Genomic DNA, 18,991 nt, shown 5'->3' on the forward strand with positions numbered 1-18,991 from the left:
CTATAATCGCTGCCTTCCCACACCTCGAGCTAAGCCTGCCCATGTATACCCTGGCCCGCCAGCTGCTGTTCAAACTGTCCCCGGAAACCTCCCACGACCTGTCGCTGGACCTGATCGGTGCAGGTGGGCGCCTGGGCCTCAACGGGCTGTTGACCAAGGCGCCGGCGCAGTTGCCGGTAACCGTCATGGGCTTGCAGTTCGCCAACCCGGTCGGGCTGGCAGCGGGGCTGGACAAGAACGGTGCCGCCATCGACGGCTTCGCTCAACTGGGCTTCGGTTTCGTCGAGATCGGCACCGTCACCCCGCGCCCGCAGCCAGGCAATCCCAAGCCGCGGCTGTTCCGCCTGCCTGAAGCCGAGGCGATCATCAACCGCATGGGCTTCAACAACCTGGGCGTCGACCATCTGCTCGAGCGTGTGCGTGCGGCCAATTACCATGGCGTGCTGGGCATCAATATCGGCAAGAACTTCGATACCCCGGTGGAGCGGGCAGTGGACGATTACCTGATCTGCCTGGAGAAGGTCTACGGTCACGCCAGCTACGTCACCGTCAACGTCAGTTCGCCCAACACCCCGGGCCTGCGCAGCCTGCAGTTTGGCGATTCGCTCAAGCAACTGCTCCAGGCCCTGGCCGAGCGCCGTGAGGCGTTGGCCCTGACCCATGCCAAGCGCGTACCACTGGCCATCAAGATTGCCCCGGACATGAGCGATGAGGAAACCGTACAGGTGGCGTCGGCTTTGCTGGCCACTGGCATGGACGCAGTGATCGCGACCAACACCACCCTCAGCCGCGAAGGCGTGGAAGGCCTGGCGCATGCTGACGAGGCCGGTGGGCTGTCGGGCGCCCCGGTACGCGACAAGAGTACCCACACGGTGCGCATGCTGGCCGCCGAACTGGGTGGCAAGCTGCCGATCATCGCAGCAGGCGGTATCACCGAAGGCAAGCACGCCGCCGAGAAGATCGCGGCCGGTGCAAGCCTTGTGCAGATCTACTCCGGTTTCATCTACAAGGGGCCTGCGCTGATTCGCGAGTCGGTGGACGCCATCGCCGCCATGGGGCCACGCTGAGCGGGCATAAAAAAGGGCCCCTCAAAAGGGGCCCCTGGGCCGCAGCCCGCCGCTCGGATAGAGCGTGCATGGTGACTAGAATTCAGATCCTCGTTCAGCCAACGGCGTGAAGTTCGTTGAGTCTATGGATACCCGCAGTGCCGGTCATACCGTCCCAGTTGTCGCCACGTCCCTCGCGCCAGCCGTTGACCCAGGCTTGGCGTACTGACGGTAGAGTAAAAGGGCAAAGCTCGCGGGATTTGCCGGTGACCCCATATTGGTAGCCACGTAAAAATGCTCTTTCCAACGGATCACGCTTAAGTCTTCTCATAGGGTGTTGCCCTCACTTGTTGACTGTAATGTCCCGTCGGCCTCGGCTGAGGCCGGGCAGAGTCGTTCTGCCGGTTATGCGCTCGCTGCCGGCGTGGCGAGCTGGAAGTGTTGCCCCGTTGCAGGACAACCTGATACGAGTTCTAACCAATGCAGGTCACAGTGTGAATGATCGTTTTGTCATAAGGACGTAACCTTTCCAAGGGTCAGGGGATAAGTAAAAAATTGCTTCAGCGGCGAAATGAAGGCAAAGCCAGCTATGATCAGGCTTTGCTCATGGCTCAGGTCAGAACGCCATCGTTGAGAATCACTTCCAACGCAGGGGCTCAAAACGACGAAGGGTCATAAAAAGTCGCAGTTTTACTAGAATTTTTCATTCTGCCGGACGATCAAAGCCTTTTTACCCTGGGGTAAATGGCCGTTGTCCGGCGGCCCGGCGCCATGTCAGCGCCATTCGAACGCCTGCTGGAAGGCGTTCGATCAAACAGCGAAGGGGCGATGCGCTTGCCTTTTCACCTATTGCTCAAGGCTTGGATTACTCATGTCGGACCGTTTCGAACTCTATCTCACCTGCCCCAAGGGCCTGGAAGGCCTGCTTGCCGAAGAAGCCCGTGGGCTGGGCCTGGAGGATGTGCGAGAGCACACCTCGGCCATTCGCGGCGAAGCCGACATGGAAACCGCCTATCGCCTGTGCCTCTGGTCGCGTCTGGGCAACCGCGTACTGCTGGTGCTCAAGCGCTTCAACATGAAGAACGCCGATGACCTGTATGACGGGGTCAACGCCGTCGACTGGCAGGATCACCTGGAAGCCACTGGCAGCCTGGCTGTGGAGTTCAGCGGGCACGGCTCGGGCATCGACAACACCCACTTCGGCGCGCTCAAGGTCAAGGATGCCATCGTCGACAAGCTGCGCAACGCGGCGGGCGAGCGGCCTTCGGTAGACAAGCTCAACCCCGATCTGCGTGTGCACCTGCGCCTGGAACGCGGCGAGGCGATTCTGTCCCTGGACCTGTCCGGCCACAGCCTGCACCAGCGAGGCTACCGTCTGCAGCAGGGGGCTGCGCCACTGAAGGAAAACCTTGCCGCTGCCGTGCTGATCCGTGCTGGCTGGCCGCGTATTGCCGCCCAGGGCGGCGCGCTGGCCGACCCGATGTGCGGTGTGGGTACCTTCCTGGTGGAGGCGGCGATGATTGCCGCCGATATCGCGCCGAACCTGCGCCGCGAGCGCTGGGGCTTCAGCGCCTGGCTGGGTCACGTGCCGGCGCTGTGGCGCAAGCTGCACGACGAGGCCAAGGCGCGCGCCGAAGCCGGGCTGGCACGTCCGCCGCTGTGGATCCGCGGCTACGAGGCCGATCCGCGGCTGATCCAGCCAGGGCGCAACAACGTCGAGCGTGCGGGCCTGAGCGACTGGATCAAGATCTACCAGGGCGAAGTGGGCAGCTTCGAGCCGCGTCCCGACCAGAACCAGAAGGGCCTGGTAATCTGCAACCCGCCCTACGGTGAGCGTCTGGGTGATGAAGCCAGCCTGCTGTATCTCTACCAGAACCTGGGCGAACGCCTGCGCCAGGCCTGCCTGAACTGGGAGGCGGCGGTATTCACCGGCGCGCCCGATCTGGGCAAGCGCATGGGTATTCGCAGCCACAAGCAGTACGCCTTCTGGAACGGCGCGCTGCCGTGCAAGCTGCTGCTGATCAGGGTGCAGCCCGATCAGTTCGTCACCGGCGAGCGTCGTCAGCCAGAGCGCGAGCGGGGCAGCGAGCCGAGCGAGCCCGTGGTTTCAGTCGCCAGCGAGCCGGCGCGTCTGAGCGAAGGCGGGCAGATGTTCGCCAACCGCCTGCAGAAGAACCTCAAGCAGCTGGGCAAGTGGGCCAAGCGCGAGAGCATCACCTGCTATCGCGTCTACGATGCCGACATGCCGGAATACGCGCTGGCCATCGACCTCTACCATGACTGGGTGCATGTTCAGGAGTACGCCGCGCCGCGTTCGATCGACCCGGAAAAAGCCCAGGCGCGTCTGTTCGATGCCCTGGCGGCGATCCCCCAGGCGCTGAACATCGACCAGAGCCGCGTGGTGATCAAGCGGCGCGAGCGGCAATCCGGCACCAAGCAGTACGAGCGCCAGAGCAGCCAGGGTCAGTTCACCGAGGTGAGCGAAGGCGGCGTCAAGCTGCTGGTCAACCTGACCGACTACCTCGATACCGGGCTGTTCCTCGACCATCGCCCGATGCGCATGCGCATCCAGCGCGAGGCGGCCGGCAAACGCTTCCTCAACCTGTTCTGCTATACCGCCACGGCCAGCGTGCATGCGGCCAAGGGTGGCGCGCGCAGCACCACCAGTGTCGACCTGTCGAAAACCTACCTGGATTGGGCGCGGCGCAACTTCTCGCTCAACGGCTTCTCGGACAAGAACCGCCTGGAGCAGGGCGACGTGATGGCGTGGCTGCAGGCCTGCCGCGAGGAGTACGAGCTGATCTTCATCGACCCGCCGACCTTCTCCAACTCCAAGCGCATGGAAGGGGTGTTCGACGTGCAGCGTGACCATGTGGAGCTACTTGACCTGGCCGTTGCGCGCCTGGCACCGGGTGGCGTGCTGTATTTCTCCAACAACTTCCGCAAGTTCCAGCTCGACGAACACTTGCAGGAGCGTTACGCGGTCGAGGAGATCACCGCCCAGACCCTGGACCCGGACTTCGCGCGCAACAGCAAGATCCACCGCGCATGGCGCATCCAGGCGCGCTGATGGCGCGCAGGATGTGATCAGGCGTGTGGGGGTGGCTACCTTGCAGCCACCGCCTACACGCCCGGGTGGAGCCCTGAGCCCGGCTCAGGGTTGCAGCGCTGCGGTACTGCTGTTGAGCTTTGGCTGGCGGTACAGGTCCAGCAGCACCTGGTCGAGCACTGCCGAGGCGCCCCAGGGTTTTGGGTCGTTGAGAATTGCCACCACCGCCCAGGTGTTGCCGTTGCTGTCGCGGCTGAAGCCGGCGATGGCACGCACCGTATTCAGGGTGCCGGTCTTGATGTGTGCTTCACCGGTCATGGCGGTGCGCTTGAGGCGCTTGCGCATGGTGCCGTCCATGCCGGTCAGCGGCATCGAACTGATGAATTCGGCAGCGTAGGGGCTCTTCCAGGCTGCCTGCAGCAGGGTAGCCATTTCCCTGGCGCTGACACGCTCGGCACGGGACAGCCCTGAACCGTTCTCCATGACCAGATGCGGCGCGGTGATGCCTTTCTTCGCCAGCCACTGGCGCACCACGCGCTGTGCGGCACGGGCATCGTCGCCGTCGGCATCGGTGCGGTACTGCGCGCCCAGGCTCAGGAACAGTTGCTGGGCCATGGTGTTGTTGCTGTATTTGTTGATGTCGCGGATCACCTCCACCAGGTCCGGGGAGAATGCGCGGGCCAGCAGGCGTGCACTCTTGGGAACTTCGGCAACCCGGTCAGCCCCCATGATGCGCCCGCCCAGTTCGTTCCAGATGGCACGTACCGCGCCGGCGGCGTAGGTCTGGTGGTCGAGCAGTGCCAGGTAGGTCTGGGAGTTGCAGCCGTCAGCCAACTGGCCGCTGACCACCACGCTGACGCCGTCGGCCTGGGTCACCGGGTTGTAGCGCACTTCGCCCTTGCACTGGTTGCCCGGTACCGCCTTGACCTGGTTGTCGATGCGGATGCTGGCGATGGGCGGCTCTACCGATACCAGGACCTTGCCGCCATCGTTGCGTGCCACGAAGCGCAAGGCCTTGAGGTTGACCAGCAGGGAGTCGGGCTTGACCAGGAACGGCTTGTTTTCATCGCCGCCGTCGTCGTTGAACTGGGGAAGCTGGGGCTGCACGAAGTGGCTACGGTCCAGCACCAGGTCGCCATTGATGGTCTGTACGCCGTTGGCGCGCAGGTCGCGCATCAGCAGCCAGAGTTTTTCCATGTTCAGCTTGGGGTCGCCGCCGCCCTTGAGGTACAGGTTGCCGTTGAGGGTGCCGTTGCTCAGGGTGCCGTCGGTGTAGAACTCGGTTTTCCACTGGTGGGTCGGGCCGAGCATTTCCAGCGCGGCATAAGTGGTGACCAGTTTCATGGTCGAGGCCGGGTTGACCGACACATCGGCGTTGAACACCGTGGGTGTGCCCGGGCCATTGAGCGGCAGCATCACCAGCGACAGCGCGGAACCGTCGAGCTTGTTGGTCTTGAGGGCCTGTTGCACCTTGGGCGAAAGGGTGGTGTTGACGGGGGCGGCGTGGGCCGGCATGGCCAGTGGCAGCAGCAGGCCGGCGAACAGCAGTGAACGTAGAGATGTGGTCATTTGCACTGAAACCCTGCAGGCGAGGGGTGAAAAAAACCAGAGCGCAATAGGGTGACGGCCCCGGTATGGAAAAATATAGCGCGCATTATGCACCACGCATGCTGCCCATGTGCCTAACAATGCCTGTCAGTGCGGCGATTTTTCGGGTTTTATTCAGGCAGTTTCGCGGTGGAACTGGTAAAGTGCCGCGCGTTATTACTTAAGAGGATTGTTTCATGGCGACCAACCGTTCCCGCCGTCTGCGTAAAAAACTGTGTGTAGACGAGTTCCAGGAGCTGGGTTTCGAACTGAACCTGGAGTTCAAGGAAGACCTGTCCGACGAAGCCATTGACGCTTTCCTCGACGCCTTCCTGGATGAAGCCATGGATGCCAACGGCCTGGACTACGTCGGCGGCGACGACTTCGGTCTGGTCTGCAAGGCAGATCGTGGCTCGGTCACCGAAGAGCAGCGTGCTGCAGTGCAGGCATGGCTCAAAGGCCGCAGCGAGCTGACCAAGATCGAAGTCAGCCCGTTGCTGGATGCCTGGTATCCGGAAAAGCCGGTCAACCCGGCTAGCTGATACCTCGTCAAAGCGGCAGCCCTGGTGGCTGCCGCTTGCGTTCTACCCCTGCATCGGCCCCGTTCCCGTGGGCTGCGACAGCGCCTCCAGCGTATCGCGCAACGCCTGATCCACCTCGTTCATTGCCCTTAGCACCTGCCGTTTGCGTCGCCTGAGCACAGGTTCTGGCGCAGCGTCCTCGCACGCCGCTTCCAGCCGTTCGCAGGCCAGCATCAGCGCTTCGGACTGCACCATGCGCGCCACCCCCAGCACCTTGTGTGCAGCGTCCCTGAGTATTGCCGGCGAGCCGCGAGTATCGGCGTCGAGCAGCTGCTGACGGTCGATCGGGGCGCAGCTGAGCAACTGTTCGAGCAGGCGGCGCAGTTCGCCTGGGTCGTTGCCGATGATCGGCCCCAGCCCCATCAGGTCGATCAGGGGCATGTCACCACGGGCGCGGCCTGCCGACAGGGGAGCGTCGTTCAGGCGCTGGCTGAGTTCATGCAGGGTGATGGGTTTGAGCAGGCAGTCGTTCATGCCCGCGGCGTGGCAGCGATCACGCACTTCAGGTTGGGTGTTGGCGGTGTAGGCCAGGATGGTGCAGGGCGCGCGCCCGAGTATGCGCTCTTCCTCGCGTACGGCCTGGGCCAACTGGTAGCCGTCCATCTGCGGCATGTTGCAGTCCACGATCAACACGTCGAAAGGCTCCAGGCGCCATGCCTGCAGCGCACTCAGGCCGCTGTCGGCATTGGTGTGCTGCACGCCGAGAAAGTCCAGCTGCTGGCCCATCAGCAGCAGGTTGGCCGGGTGGTCGTCGACCACCAGCACCTTCACCGCCGGCGCCGGCAAGGTCGGCTGGGGCACGGGGTCGGCGAGCTTCTCGCAGGCTGCCAGCCCCGTCAGTGGCATGCTGATCTTCACCTCGGTCCCGGTGCCCGGTTCGCTGTGCAGCGTCAGCTGGCCGCCCATCATGGCGCACAGGCTGCGGCTGATGACCAGGCCCAGGCCGGTGCCGCTGCGTGCCAGCGGGCTGTCGGGGGCGACCTGGGCGAAGGGCTGGAACAGGTACTGCTGGTCGGTCGCGCTGATGCCGATACCGCTGTCGCTGACCGAGAGCAGCAGTTGCAGGGTATCGGGCCCGGCGCCCGGTTGCAGGGCCAGGTCCACGCGTACCTGGCCCTGGTCGGTGAACTTGATCGCGTTGCTGACCAGGTTCGAGAGGATCTGCTTGAAGCGCAGCGGGTCGAGCAGCACGTCGCGGCAGGCGCTCTCGTCGATGACCAGGCTCAGGCTGAGGTCCTTCTGCCGGGCCAGGGCCTCGAACACCCGACCCACCGACTCCACCAGCTCACCCAGGTTGACGCGCTGGGGGCTCAGGCTCATGTGGCCGGACTCGATACGCGCGATGTCGAGGATATCGCCGATCAGCGACAGCAGGTCCCTGGCCGAGCTGTAGGCCACCTCGATGGCGGGACGGTCGAGGTGCCCGGCATCGGCGCGCTTGAGTGCCAGCTCGAGCATGCCGATCACCGCGTTCATGGGGGTACGGATCTCGTGGCTCATGGTGGCCAGGAACTTGCTTTTTGCGCGGTTGGCGTTATCGGCCTGCTCCTTGGCCTGGCGCAGTTCCTGGATCAGCTGGCGGCGGTCGCTGATGTCCAGCCAGCCGCCGATGATGCCCTGTACCTCGCCCAGCGAGTCGCGGTACGGCAGTACCCAGTGGTAGATGGTCAGCTCGCGGTTCTTCAGCATCATGGGGCGGTCGACGATCAATGGCAGGCCTTCGTTCATCACCTGCTGGTAGTCCGCCTGAAACTGACTGGCATTGTCGGCATCGGTGAGCGGCGCATCGTGGATGGACTTGCCCAGTACCTCTTCGGCGCGCGCCTCAACGGCCTGCAGGTAGCTGTCGTTGCAGCTCTTGAGCAGGCCTTGGCGGTCACGCACGTAGATCGGGTGCGGCGTGCCGTTGACCAGCGCCCGCATGAACTCGAGCTGGTCGCCCAGGGCGCGCTCGATCTGCTCGCGCTTCTTGATCTGGCGACGCATCCAGCCGTTCCAGGCCAGCGACAGGATCAGCAGCAGGCCGGTGCCCAGCACCAGTTGAATGATGAAGCGCTGGTGGCTTTGCCAGTAGGAGCTGGGTTCGCCGCTGAAATCGCGCCAGCGGCCATTGATTGCGCCCAGCTCCTGGGGCGGGATGCTAAGCAGGGCCTTGTCGAGGATAGAGGTCAGTTCGTCGGCGCCCTGGGCGGTGGCCATGGAGTAGGTCGCCGGCTCGTCGCCGATGTTGGCGCGGATGATCAGCTGCTTTTGGGTGGTGAGCCTGAAATTGGCATTGATCAGCGCGGTGACCATGCCGTCCACCTGGTGACGCGACAGCAGTTCGGCGGAGGCTGCGGGGCTTTCCGTTTCAACCAGCTCGATGCCGCCATGGCGAATGCGCAGCCCGTCGTTGAGCGTGCTGCCGCGGGTCACGGCCAGGCGCTTGCCATACAGCTGGCGCAGCGAGGCAGGTTCGTCCTCGCCCTTGCGCGTGACCAGCACGTAGGCGTTCTCCAGGTAGGGCCGGCTGATGTTCAGGGTGGCTTCGCGCTGTGTGCTGGGCGTGATGGTGGCGATGACGTCGGCGCGACCCTGGTGCAACTGGTCGATCATGTCGCTGATGCCGGCGCTGCGATGGATCTCGAAACGCAGGCCGGTGCGCAGACGGATCAGCTCGAGCAGGTCGGCAACGATACCTCGCAGGTTGTTGGCACTGTCGTAGAACGACAGCGGCGCGGCGTTTTCGTCCACCACCACGCGCACCACCGGGTGTGCCGCCAGCCAGCGTTGTTCGCGTGGGGAAAGTTGCAGCTTGCGATCAGTCAGCAGCATGCCGTCGCCGATGCTCCAGCGCTGGAAGATGCTGGTGCGCATGGCGCTGGTGACCGCGTCCAGGGTGGTATTGACCAGCTCGAGCAGCAGCGGGTTGTCGGCGCGCAGGGCGAAGCTGAAGCCCACAGGCTCGTGTTTGCCGAAGTTCACCATCTTGAGGTTTTTCAGGTAGCCCTGGTTGATCTGGTAATAGGTCGACAAGGCGTCCCCCAGGAACACGTCGGCCTGTTCGAAGGCCACCGCGTTGAGGGCATTGTGGTAGGAGCTGTAGGTCTGCACCGTGGCGTTGGGGTAGGTGGCGCGAACCTCGCTCAATGGCAGGTAATGGGCAACCACGCTCAGGCGCAGCCCCTTGAGGCCGTTGTCCAGTGCCCGGGTTTCATTTTCGCGGGTGACCAGCACCGGCAGGTCTTCGGCATAGGGGCGCGACAGGGCCACCTCGGGGAGGGCGGCATCGTAGCCATTGGCACTTCCCAGCAGGTCGATGTGCCCGTCTATCAGGGCTTGCAGGGCCTTGTCGCGGTTGGCGAAGCGCTTGACCCGAATGGGCCGGTTCAAGGTATTGCCGATCAGGCCGGCGTAGTCGGCGGTCAGGCCCTCATAATCGCGGCCACTGGCGGTGATGTCGAACGGCGCGTAGTCCGGCGCCGAAGTGCCCAGTACCAGCACGTCATGCTTGTCGAGCCAGTCGGCCTGGGCCGGTGTGGGGGTTACAGCCATGGCCGCCAGGCCGCTGCGGCTGAGCAGCTCGTAGTTGCGCTCGCCGGGTTCGTTGGCGCAGAGCGAAGGGGCGAGGCAGGCCCCGACGAACAGCAGGCAGAACAACAGAAGACGTTTGGCCATGCTCGCACTCATACCAGCGCGTTGCGTTTGGCCATCTCGATCAGTTCCACCAGCGAGTTGGCCTTGAGTTTCTGCATCAGGCGTTTTTTATAGGTGCTCACGGTTTTATTGCTGAGAAACATGCCGGACGCAATTTCCTTGTTGCTCTTGCCCTGGGCAAACAGTTGCAGAACCATCAGTTCGCGATCATTGACGGTCTTGAACAGTTCCATCTCGCTGTCGCCGCTGTCCTGATGGCGAAGTGGGTTTATTGCCTGGCTGGGGAAATAGTTGTAACCGGAAAGTACCGCCTTGATGGCACTGAGCAACTCGCTGAGGTCCTCCTGCTTGCATACATAACCGCAGGCGCCCGACAACATGCAGCGTGTTGCAAACAGTACGGGTGATTGCGCAGTCAGCACCAGAACCTTCATCGGCACGGCCATGCTGTTGAAGCGTGACAGCACTTCCAGGCCGTCCAGCTTGGGGATGCCGATGTCGAGGATGATCAGGTCGGGCACGGTTTCGCGGGTCATCTGCATGGCGTCCACGCCATTGTCGGATTCGCCGGTGACCCGATAACCCTCGTTCTCCAGCAACATGCGTACAGCCAGGCGAATGACGGGATGATCGTCGACAATAAATACGGAGTGCATAATCACCTTCCAGGTAGGGGCCATAAAGAAGCCGCACCATAGCCCAGTTGGAAGGCGTGCACGTAAATAGAGTTGCGCTCAAACTTAATATGGGAAAATTCCTACAATAAGTTGGGCGCAAGGCTACAAATAGTTGATTTTCAAGCGCGCCATATCGTTTTGCGCACTAATCAATACGGCTGCAATCGCCTACGTTACATACGTGGAAGTTGCAGCGTATTGATCGGATCAACTGCATCAGATCGGGCTTGAACGCCCGGTCATTTCGCGGGCCATTTCGCTGGCATAGCTGTCGGTCATGCCGGCAATGAAGTCGATCATGCGCAGGAAGGCGCTGTGCAATGTGCTGTTGGGGTCGGGCGCATTGTTGCCCAGCAGGTCAAGGATGCGCCGGTGCTTGAACGATGGCGTGCGTCCGCCGTGCTGTTCCAGCGCTGCGCCGCAAAATGCATTGAGCAGAATCTCCAGTGTGGTGTAGGCACCGATTTCATGCAGTGTCTTGCGCTTGTCCTGGAAGATCTTCTTGCGCGCCATGTCCTTGGCCTGCAGCACACAGCGCTTGGCCGGGCCGTGCATGTGCTCGACCAGGTCGCCGTGCAGGGTGCCGGCCAGCAAGGCTTGCTGCTGCTCGACGAATGCCCGTGCGGCGGCGTTGGTCAGGTGCTCGATCGCCTTGCCGCGCAGGATCGCCAGCTTGCGCCGGCGCGAATCCCCGGGGCCCAGCTGGCGGTAGGTTTGCGGCAGGTCGTCACCCACCAGCCCCAGCAGCAGCGCTTCTACCTCGGCGTAGTCGAGCAGCTCCATTTCCAGGCCGTCCTCCAGGTCGATCAGCGCATAGCAGATATCGTCGGCGGCCTCCATCAGGTACACAAGCGGGTGCCGGGCCCAGCGTTGCGGCTCGAGTTGCGGCATGCCCAGCTTGCGTGCGATCTGCTCCAGCAGCGGCAGCTCGCTCTGGTAGCAGCCGAACTTGTGCTTCTTGTAGCCCAGGGCATCGGCGTGGCGGGCGCTCCAGGGGTACTTGAGGTAGGTGCCCAGGGTGGCGTAGGTGAGGCGCGTGCCGCCATCGAACTGGTGATACTCCAGTTGGGTCAACACGCGAAAGCCCTGGGCATTGCCTTCGAAATTGAGGAAGTCGCCCCGTTCGGCATCGCTCATCGCATCCAGCCAGCCGCGTCCGGCGGCCTGCTGGAACCAGTGCCGGATCGCGTCCTCGCCGGAGTGGCCGAACGGCGGGTTGCCGATATCGTGGGCCAGGCAGGCAGACTGCACCACCATGCCCAGGTCGCTGGGCGCGCACCAGTCCGGCAGGCTGTCGCGCAGTGTCTCGCCCACCCGCATGCCCAGCGAGCGGCCCACGCAACTGACCTCCAGCGAGTGGGTCAGACGCGTGTGGATGTGATCGTTGCTGGTGACCGGGTGTACCTGGGTCTTGCGCCCCAGGCGGCGAAAGGCACCCGAGAAGATGATCCGGTCATGGTCCTTGTGGAAGGGGCTGCGCCCGAGTTCTTCGGGGCTGTGCAGGGTTTTGCCGAGGCGTTCGCGGGTAAGCAGTGTGTGCCAGTCCAAGGCCGGTTCTCCAGTGCGGGGCAGGCCCCTAGCTTCCCGTGTCCCGGACGTGGCCGCAACCCTCAGAGGCCATCGGCATCCAGGTCGATCAGCAGCAGGCGGCGCCCGTCGTCGAAGAACTGGCCGGCGGTCATGCAGTACTGGTTGGTGGTGGCGTCGCGGTAGGTGCTGGACAGGATCAACCGGCGCTCATCCCAGCCCTCGGCCAGCAGGTGATAAAAGTAGGGCCGCCATGACCAGTTGTGGCCCTGGTAGCCGTTGTTCACGTGCCAGTGCTGGCCGTGCCATTCCAGATTGGGGGTGAGCTGGGTGCCGTGCCGGTCACACAGAAAAAACCGCAGCACCCAAGGGTAGGCGTGCAGGTTCGGCAACTGTTCGACCGAGGCCTGGGCCTGCGCCCAGGCCTGCAGCCGGGGCATCAGTTCGGCCAGTTGCTGGCGGCGCTGCATCAGCCGTGCGCGCTCGTCCAGCTTGCCCTGCACGTAGCGCTCGCGCAGGTGGCCGAAGCGGGTGACGAATGCATCGCTGGCGAAAAAACCGGCCTGGGCCTGGGCGAACAGGTGGCCCTGCAGGTAACGCGCGCCACATTCCAGAGCGAAGTCAAGCTCGGCCTCGTTCTCGACGCCTTCGGCAATGATCCAGCACCCGGTCTTCTCGGCCATCTGGGCCAGGGCCTTGACCACTTCGCTGCTGGGCCCGCCGCGGGCGGCGGCCTGGAACAGGCGCATGTCGAGCTTGAGAATGTCTGGCTGCAGCGCCAGCACCCGGTCCAGCTGCGAGTAGCCGGCGCCGAAATCATCGATGGCGATGCGCGCGCCGGCCTGGCGATAGCGCGTGACCACATCGGCCAGGCGCTGCAGGTCGCCGCCCTGTTCGGTGATCTCGAAGACCACCCGGCGTGGATCGATGCCGTGCTGTCGTACCTGCATCAGGCTGGGCAAGGGTTCGTCGGCAGTCAGCTCGCTGATCCAGCGGGGCGAGATGTTCAGGCTCAGAAACCAGTCGCCCGGTGCCTGGCTGAAGGTTGCCAGGGCCTGGCCACGCAGCGTGCGATCGAGGGTGCGCAGGGCTGCGGTGGGCATTTGCGGGTCAATGAACAGCGGGCCGACCGAGCGCAGCTGGCCGTCGGCCTGAACCAGTCGGCCAAGGGCTTCGATACCGGCGATGCGGCCAGTGGCCGTATCGATGAAGGGTTGATAGCAGGCGAGCGGGTGCCCGTCGTACACGGCGGCTCCTTGTTTTTACGAGACGGCTGGCCGGATGCTCAGCACGGCAAGCCTGCGGCCCGCCGCCTCGTATTGCAAGAATGCAGCCAGTTTGCGTTCAGCGCCTTGACTGCATGAACAGGCGTATCAGCGGCGTCAGGCTGCTGCCCACGCCGGCCAGCCGTGTCAGGCTGCCGTTGCGTGCGCCCTTGCCGGTCAGAAAGCCCAGCAGCACCACGGCGCCGATACCCCAGAGGGGTGCGTGCTTGATGCCCAGGCCGCCCTGCAGCCCGCCTTGCAGGGAGTCGCCCACCCCGCGCAGGCGTGTCAGCGGCTTGAGCAGTTGCCCGGATTCGTGGCGGATTTCCTGGCGACGCATTTCCAGGCGCAGGCGTACCAGGGCCTTGCGCAGTTCGCGGCGGTCGGTGGTTTGCGGCAATTCAGGCAGGCTCATGGCAACAGGCGCTCCCGGTCCTTGGCAAGTTCTTCGAGGGTGGCATGGAACGGCGAGGACTCGTCGAACACCGCTGCCTTGAGGCGCAGCCCGCAGAACACCGCCGCCAGGCTGTAGAACACGCACAGGCCGATGATGCCGGCCAGGCGATAACTGTCCCACAGCAGAATCAGCAGCAGCGCCGACAAGGCCGTCAGCAACAGCAGGGCGAACACCAGGGCCAGCCCGGCGAACAGCAGCAGGCTCAGGGTGCGCGCCTTCTGTTCCTGCAGTTCGATGCCGAACAGTTCGACGTGGCCGTGCAGCAGACCAAGGATGGCAGCGCCAAGGCGCCGTGAAGACGAGCCGGTGGTTTCGGTTTCCATACCCCGTACCTCAGCGACGACTGGCCAGCAGGCCGATCAGAAAGCCCACGCCAGCGGCGATGCCGACGGATTGCCAGGGGTTGGACTGCACGTAGTCCTCGGTGGCGCTGAGTGCAGCCTGGCTGCGTTCACGTACCGAGTCCTGGGTCTGCTTGAGGGTCTCGCGGGCACGCGACACGCTTTCCTCGATCTGCCTGCGCAACTCGTCGGCCTGATCGCCGGCCAGGGTCGCGGAGTGCTCCAGCAGTTTTTCGGCATCCTGTACCAGGATTTCGAAGTCTGCCTGAAGGATGTCTTTTGCAGTTTTGCGGGCCATGGGTCTCTCCGTGTCAAGTGGGCGTCTGGCATTTCGAGTGCCGAGCGCTGCGTAAGGTTCAGTGCAATCGGCAGTGGTACAGCATTTGCCTTGCCTTGGTGCAGCAGGCCGGGCGGCCGCGCCAGATCAGGGCGCGAAACGACGGCCGGTCGATAAACCATAACCCAATCCACGACAAACCCCGGAAAAAACTCCACGTCAGCGCTGCATTCGCGCCCCCGGCCCCCACATCGCGGGCCAGGGTAGTGCGCACGGCAGCCGCTAGCGCCCGGTCAGCAGGCGGGCCTGGCAGGCATCGATGGCGTTGGAGGGGCCGCTCAGCAGCACCGCGTCACCGGCATGCAGGCAGGTATCGGTGGCCAGGGCCACTTCCTCGCCATCGCGCTGCACGGCCTGTACTTCCACCCCGAGCAGGTCCAGGCCCAGCTCGGTCAGCGGGCGACCGCAGGCATAGGCATCGGCGCCCAGGTTGACCGCATGCAGCATGACCTTTGGCAGGCCTTCGCTGTCGACCGGGCTGGTCTGCGCCCCCTGGTAGAACCCGTGCAGCAGGCGATAGCGGCTCTGGCGCACCTCGTCGATACGCTGCTGTACACGCTCCTGGGGTACGCCGAGCATCACCAGGGCATGGGAGGCGAGCATCAGGCTGGACTCCAGCAACTCCGGTACCACCGCCGTGGCACCTGCGGCGCGCAGTTCGTCGCGCAGGCTGTCGTCGCGGGTGCGCACCAGGATCGGCACCTGGGTGTTGAAGTGACGGGCGGCCTTGAGCACGCTCATGGCGACATCGGTCTTGTCCACCGCGATCACCAGCAGCCGGGCACGCTCCAGGCCGATGGCCGCCAGCAGTTCGCCGCGCCGCGAGTCGCCGTAGTGCACGCGCTGCTCGCCGGCGGCGGCCTCCTGCACCCTGACCGGGTCGTCGTCCAGGGCAATGAAGGCCAGCTGTTCGCGCCGCAGGAAGCGCCCGATAGACTGGCCTACCCGGCCATAACCACAGATCAGCACGTGCCCGCTGAGCGAGGCGCTTTGTGCCTGGATCTCTTCGAGTTGCACCTCCTGGTTGGGTTTGCGATGCAGGCGGGCGGCCAGCGCCGGAGCGCCGCGCAGCATCAGCGGGGTGACCAGCATCGAACAGAAGGTGGCGGCCAGCAGCAGGTGCCCGAGGTCTTCGGGCAGCAGGCGGGTCTGTTGCATCTGCGCCATCAGTGCGAAGCAGAACTCGCCGCCCTGGGCCAGGGCCACGCCACTGCGCCAGGCGGTTTCGCTGTCGCTGCCGCGCAGCTTGACCAGCACCGCCACCACCACGCCCTTGATGGCCAGCAGGGCCAGGGTCAGGCCGAGGATTTCCAGGCCGTGGCTGGCAAACAGTTGCAGGTCGATGAGCATGCCGATACTGACAAAGAACAGCCCCAGCAGGATGTCGCGGAAGGGGCGGATATCGGCTTCGATCTGGTGGCGATAGTTGCTTTCGCCCAGCAGCATCCCGGCGAGGAACGCCCCCAGTGCCGGAGACAGGCCCAGCAGGTGGGTAAGCCAGGCGGTCAGCAGCACGATCACCAGCGCCAGCAGCACGAACAGCTCGGCCGAGTGCGAGCGGGCCACCTCGTGGAACAGGCGCGGCAGCAGCCAGCGGTTGGCCAGCAGCAGGCCGATGAACAGGATCACGGTCTTGCCCAGGGTCAGCGGCAGCGCCCAGTACCAGGCCTGGCCGCCCTGGCCGGCGAACACCGGCACCAGGGTCAGCAGCAGTACCGCAATCACGTCCTGGAACAGCAGCACGCCAATGGCGTTCTGGCCGTGGCTGCTGAAGATTTCGCCGAGGCTGGTGAGCTCCTTGCTGACGATGGCGGTGGACGACAGCGCCAGGCCGCCGCCCAGCAGCAGGGCAGCCCCGGCCGGCATGCCAAGCAGCCCCAGCAGGCCGGCCAGCAGCAGCGCCGAGCAGATCACCTGCAGGCTGCCCAGGCCGAAGACCACGCGGCGCAGGGCGAGCATCTTGCTCAGGGAGAATTCAAGGCCCAGGGAAAACAGCAGGAACACCACGCCCATTTCGGCGAGGTCGGGCAGTTCTTCGCTTTCATTGACCCAGTCCAGGGCGGTGGGGCCGACGAACAGGCCGACGCACAGGTAGCCCAGCACGGGGGGCAGTTGCAGGCGCCGGAAAATGGCGATGACCACCAGTGACGAGGCCAGGATGATCAGCAGGTTGGCAAACACTCAATACACTCCATTGCAATGCCGACGGGCGCGAAAAAATTTGTCAGTCTACAGCGCTCGAGGCCACGCAGGCTGACCCAGGTCAGTCGTTGGTGTCTCGACCCGCCAGGTGTACGGGCCTAGAATACGGGTCCGCTTTTCACGTTTCACGGTACTTCCCATGCTTCCTGAAACTCAACTGCTCGGCACCCTGGGCTGTCACCTGTGCGAGGTGGCCGAGGCCATTCTGATGCCGCTTGTCGAGCACGGGCTGCTGGTCGAGCTGGTCGATATTGCCGATGATCCGGCCGATGTCGAGCGCTACGGCCTGCTGATTCCGGTGCTGCGTCGCTGTGACTCCGGTGCCGAGCTGCTCTGGCCGTTCGATACCGAGCAGGTGGTCGCGTTTCTGAGCTGAGCGTCGCCAGCGGGATGTTCACATGCCGATGCACAATCTGTGATGCAACGGCGCAGGTGCTGTTGGAGAATCGCCAGCGCAGCATACACCCGTGACGAAGTCTCATCCGCCAAGGAGTGGCGAACCATGCACCTGAGTCCGCATTTCACACTGGAAGAACTGACCGCTTCCGAAACTGCCCGGCGTGAAGGCCTGACCAACCACCCCGGCCCCGATGCCCTGGCCAACCTGCGCCGTCTGAGCCAGACCCTGGAGCAGGTACGCAGCCTGCTCGGGCATCCCATCCGCGTCAACAGTGCCTACCGCAGCAACGAGCTCAACCGCCGTGTCGGCGGGGTGAGCGGCAGTGCGCATACCCTCGGGCTGGCAGCCGATATCAGCGTGGCGGCGCTTTCACCCCTGGTGGTGGCGCAACGTATCCTGGACAGCGGTCTGGCATTCGACCAGCTCATTCTGGAGTTCGACCGCTGGGTTCACCTCGCCATCGCCGAAGGGGCAGGGCGCAAGCAGGTGCTGACGGTGCGCGAGGGTACCGGCTACCTGCCGGGGTTGCAGTGAGTACTGTTCATTCATACACTGTATGCAAATACAGTAATCGGGTGAGCGCTTGCGCCAGAGGGGCCGGACGATGGTCAACGTCGAACAATTGAAATACAGCGTCAACCGCATGGCTGTCGAACAGGTGCGCGAGGCCGTGCTCGAATTGCGCCTCGATGGCCTGGTCACCGAGGGCAAGACCCCTTTCAGCAAGATCCACTTCAATACCTGCTTTGCCGAGATAGAGGCATTGTTCCAGCGCGCCGGTTACCACCGGGCGCTGGATGTGGTCGGTTATCAGGGCCTGATGTATGCGTTGTACGATCCGGGCCGCTGGGAGGCGGTGGATGTGCTGCGCTGGCTCAAGGAGTTTACCGAGGCTGCGGCAACCCGGGCTGGCTGAGCCGGCAGGCATGCCGGATAATGGACGGCCCCCAACTGGCGAGCATGTCCATGAGTGTCCCTTTCGATCCGGCCCAGCACCAGGCCAGCACTGTCTGCCTGCCACCGGGCAGTTGGGCCACCGTGCTCGACTGCCTGTGCGACCACTTCAAGGCGATCAGCCGTGAACAATGGCTCGATCGCATCTCCCGTGGGCGGGTGCTGGATGCCCAGGGCGCGCCGATTGACGTGGGCCTTGCCTACAAGCCAGGCCTGCGTATCCACTATTTTCGCGAAGTACCCAACGAAAAGCCGATGCCGGTGCAGGAGCATATCCTGCACGTCGACGAGCACCTGGTGGTGGCCGACAAACCGCACTTTCTGCCGGTGACGCCCACTGGCGAATATGTCGAGCACACGTTGCTGCGCCGTTTGATTCGCCGGCTCGACAACCCGCACCTGGTGCCATTGCACCGCATCGACCGGCACACGGCGGGCCTGGTGCTGTTCTCGGCCAACCCGCAAAGCCGTTCGGCCTATCAGCAGCTGTTTCCCACCCGACAGATCGACAAGCACTACCAGGCCATTGCCCGCGCCTTGCCGCAGCTGGAGTTCCCGCGGGTGCACAAGAGCCGGCTGGTCAATGGCGAGCCGTTCTTTCGCATGCAGGAGGTGCCCGGCGTCAGCAACAGCGAAACCATTGCCCGGGTTCTGGAAAAAAACGGCGAGTGGTGGCGCTACGGCCTGTCACCGGTCACCGGCAAGACCCACCAGTTGCGGGTGCACATGACGGCGCTGGGGGCGAGTATCTGCAATGATCCGTTCTACCCGCAGATCGTGCAGGGGCCCGATGACTACGCAAGGCCACTCAAGCTGCTGGCCCACAACCTGCGCTTCAACGACCCGCTCGATGGGCAGGAGCGCTATTTCGAAAGCCGGCTGACACTGGACTGGTAGACCGCTGTGGGCGCACAACCAGAGGTTGTGCGCCA

17 protein-coding genes are annotated in these 18,991 nt (G+C 64.0%); 7 read left to right on the plus strand and 10 right to left on the minus strand.

All coding sequences use genetic code 11. The features are described 5' to 3' along the window. The first annotated feature begins 41 nt into the window (after positions 1-41). Positions 42-1,067, plus strand: a complete 1,026-nt coding sequence (locus B4I46_RS00235) for a quinone-dependent dihydroorotate dehydrogenase (RefSeq protein WP_286897950.1) — start codon at positions 42-44, stop codon at positions 1,065-1,067. A 94-nt stretch (positions 1,068-1,161) separates the two neighbouring features. Here B4I46_RS00235 and rmf read toward each other — a convergent pair whose 3' ends face one another. Then, the gene (gene rmf / locus B4I46_RS00240) at positions 1,162-1,377 is read right to left on the minus strand and encodes a ribosome modulation factor (RefSeq protein ID WP_078479587.1); all 216 of its coding nucleotides are present in this window, start codon (positions 1,375-1,377) and stop codon (positions 1,162-1,164) included. Between the two features lie 540 nt (positions 1,378-1,917). On the opposite strand from rmf, the gene rlmKL reads away from it, so the two are divergent. Beyond that, the gene (gene rlmKL / locus B4I46_RS00245; protein ID WP_054916208.1) at positions 1,918-4,116 is read left to right on the plus strand and encodes a bifunctional 23S rRNA (guanine(2069)-N(7))-methyltransferase RlmK/23S rRNA (guanine(2445)-N(2))-methyltransferase RlmL; all 2,199 of its coding nucleotides are present in this window, start codon (positions 1,918-1,920) and stop codon (positions 4,114-4,116) included. 84 nt (positions 4,117-4,200) lie between these two features. Here rlmKL and dacB read toward each other — a convergent pair whose 3' ends face one another. Further along, positions 4,201-5,664, minus strand: a complete 1,464-nt coding sequence (gene dacB / locus B4I46_RS00250) for a D-alanyl-D-alanine carboxypeptidase/D-alanyl-D-alanine endopeptidase (RefSeq protein WP_043864605.1) — start codon at positions 5,662-5,664, stop codon at positions 4,201-4,203. A 215-nt stretch (positions 5,665-5,879) separates the two neighbouring features. On the opposite strand from dacB, the gene B4I46_RS00255 reads away from it, so the two are divergent. Then, entirely contained in the window at positions 5,880-6,224 is a 345-nt protein-coding gene (locus B4I46_RS00255; RefSeq protein ID WP_043864604.1) for a YggL family protein, read from the plus strand. A 42-nt stretch (positions 6,225-6,266) separates the two neighbouring features. On the opposite strand, the gene B4I46_RS00260 is transcribed toward B4I46_RS00255, so the two are convergent. From B4I46_RS00260 to B4I46_RS00295, 8 genes are all read right to left on the minus strand, one after another. Then, positions 6,267-9,920 carry a transporter substrate-binding domain-containing protein gene (locus B4I46_RS00260; RefSeq protein ID WP_236176604.1) on the minus strand — a complete coding sequence of 1,218 codons (3,654 nt, stop codon included), beginning with the start codon at positions 9,918-9,920 and terminating at the stop codon, positions 6,267-6,269. A gap of 8 nt (positions 9,921-9,928) precedes the next feature. Continuing rightward, positions 9,929-10,555 carry a response regulator transcription factor gene (locus B4I46_RS00265; protein WP_043864602.1) on the minus strand — a complete coding sequence of 209 codons (627 nt, stop codon included), beginning with the start codon at positions 10,553-10,555 and terminating at the stop codon, positions 9,929-9,931. A gap of 237 nt (positions 10,556-10,792) precedes the next feature. Further along, positions 10,793-12,124, minus strand: coding sequence for a deoxyguanosinetriphosphate triphosphohydrolase (locus tag B4I46_RS00270; protein WP_054916205.1), 1,332 nt, complete (start codon positions 12,122-12,124; stop codon positions 10,793-10,795). A gap of 62 nt (positions 12,125-12,186) precedes the next feature. Next, the gene (locus B4I46_RS00275; protein WP_100633158.1) at positions 12,187-13,350 is read right to left on the minus strand and encodes an EAL domain-containing protein; all 1,164 of its coding nucleotides are present in this window, start codon (positions 13,348-13,350) and stop codon (positions 12,187-12,189) included. Positions 13,351-13,447: 97 nt separating this feature from the next. Beyond that, positions 13,448-13,783 carry a hypothetical protein gene (locus tag B4I46_RS00280; protein WP_043864599.1) on the minus strand — a complete coding sequence of 112 codons (336 nt, stop codon included), beginning with the start codon at positions 13,781-13,783 and terminating at the stop codon, positions 13,448-13,450. Continuing rightward, entirely contained in the window at positions 13,780-14,148 is a 369-nt protein-coding gene (locus B4I46_RS00285; protein WP_043864598.1) for a phage holin family protein, read from the minus strand. Before B4I46_RS00285 ends, B4I46_RS00280 begins: the two co-directional genes overlap by 4 nt. A 10-nt stretch (positions 14,149-14,158) precedes the next feature. Next, on the minus strand, positions 14,159-14,464 hold the full coding sequence (locus tag B4I46_RS00290; protein WP_043864597.1) for a DUF883 family protein: 306 nt from the start codon (positions 14,462-14,464) through the stop codon (positions 14,159-14,161). A gap of 261 nt (positions 14,465-14,725) precedes the next feature. Further along, entirely contained in the window at positions 14,726-16,684 is a 1,959-nt protein-coding gene (locus tag B4I46_RS00295) for a monovalent cation:proton antiporter family protein (protein WP_043864596.1), read from the minus strand. Positions 16,685-16,844: 160 nt separating this feature from the next. Between B4I46_RS00295 and B4I46_RS00300 the strand changes: the two genes are divergently transcribed. The 4 genes from B4I46_RS00300 to B4I46_RS00315 all read left to right on the plus strand — a co-directional run bounded on the left by B4I46_RS00300 (position 16,845) and on the right by B4I46_RS00315 (position 18,956). Further along, positions 16,845-17,081, plus strand: a complete 237-nt coding sequence (locus B4I46_RS00300) for a glutaredoxin family protein (protein WP_043864595.1) — start codon at positions 16,845-16,847, stop codon at positions 17,079-17,081. A 126-nt stretch (positions 17,082-17,207) separates the two neighbouring features. After that, a complete protein-coding gene (locus tag B4I46_RS00305; protein WP_054916203.1) occupies positions 17,208-17,639 on the plus strand; it encodes a D-Ala-D-Ala carboxypeptidase family metallohydrolase in 432 nt (143 codons plus the stop codon). A 70-nt stretch (positions 17,640-17,709) separates the two neighbouring features. Then, positions 17,710-18,021, plus strand: coding sequence for a hypothetical protein (locus tag B4I46_RS00310; protein ID WP_043864594.1), 312 nt, complete (start codon positions 17,710-17,712; stop codon positions 18,019-18,021). Between the two features lie 50 nt (positions 18,022-18,071). Further along, positions 18,072-18,956 (plus strand): pseudouridine synthase, encoded by an 885-nt coding sequence (locus B4I46_RS00315; protein WP_286897968.1) that lies wholly within the window; start codon positions 18,072-18,074, stop codon positions 18,954-18,956. Positions 18,957-18,991: the final 35 nt, after the last annotated feature.

This window comes from Pseudomonas sp. UBA7500, assembly GCF_002478435.1.
Classification (GTDB): domain Bacteria; phylum Pseudomonadota; class Gammaproteobacteria; order Pseudomonadales; family Pseudomonadaceae; genus Aquipseudomonas; species Aquipseudomonas palmensis.

What these genes read in the sequence shown, in the direction of transcription:
- B4I46_RS00235 (WP_286897950.1), top strand. Translation starts at nt 42, where the DNA reads ATGTATACCCTGGCCCGCCAGCTGCTGTTCAAACTGTCCCCGGAAACC.
- rmf (WP_078479587.1), bottom strand. Translation starts at nt 1,377, where the DNA reads ATGAGAAGACTTAAGCGTGATCCGTTGGAAAGAGCATTTTTACGTGGC.
- rlmKL (WP_054916208.1), top strand. Translation starts at nt 1,918, where the DNA reads ATGTCGGACCGTTTCGAACTCTATCTCACCTGCCCCAAGGGCCTGGAA.
- dacB (WP_043864605.1), bottom strand. Translation starts at nt 5,664, where the DNA reads ATGACCACATCTCTACGTTCACTGCTGTTCGCCGGCCTGCTGCTGCCA.
- B4I46_RS00255 (WP_043864604.1), top strand. Translation starts at nt 5,880, where the DNA reads ATGGCGACCAACCGTTCCCGCCGTCTGCGTAAAAAACTGTGTGTAGAC.
- B4I46_RS00260 (WP_236176604.1), bottom strand. Translation starts at nt 9,920, where the DNA reads ATGGCCAAACGTCTTCTGTTGTTCTGCCTGCTGTTCGTCGGGGCCTGC.
- B4I46_RS00265 (WP_043864602.1), bottom strand. Translation starts at nt 10,555, where the DNA reads ATGCACTCCGTATTTATTGTCGACGATCATCCCGTCATTCGCCTGGCT.
- B4I46_RS00280 (WP_043864599.1), bottom strand. Translation starts at nt 13,783, where the DNA reads ATGAGCCTGCCTGAATTGCCGCAAACCACCGACCGCCGCGAACTGCGC.
- B4I46_RS00285 (WP_043864598.1), bottom strand. Translation starts at nt 14,148, where the DNA reads ATGGAAACCGAAACCACCGGCTCGTCTTCACGGCGCCTTGGCGCTGCC.
- B4I46_RS00290 (WP_043864597.1), bottom strand. Translation starts at nt 14,464, where the DNA reads ATGGCCCGCAAAACTGCAAAAGACATCCTTCAGGCAGACTTCGAAATC.
- B4I46_RS00300 (WP_043864595.1), top strand. Translation starts at nt 16,845, where the DNA reads ATGCTTCCTGAAACTCAACTGCTCGGCACCCTGGGCTGTCACCTGTGC.
- B4I46_RS00305 (WP_054916203.1), top strand. Translation starts at nt 17,208, where the DNA reads ATGCACCTGAGTCCGCATTTCACACTGGAAGAACTGACCGCTTCCGAA.
- B4I46_RS00310 (WP_043864594.1), top strand. Translation starts at nt 17,710, where the DNA reads ATGGTCAACGTCGAACAATTGAAATACAGCGTCAACCGCATGGCTGTC.
- B4I46_RS00315 (WP_286897968.1), top strand. Translation starts at nt 18,072, where the DNA reads ATGAGTGTCCCTTTCGATCCGGCCCAGCACCAGGCCAGCACTGTCTGC.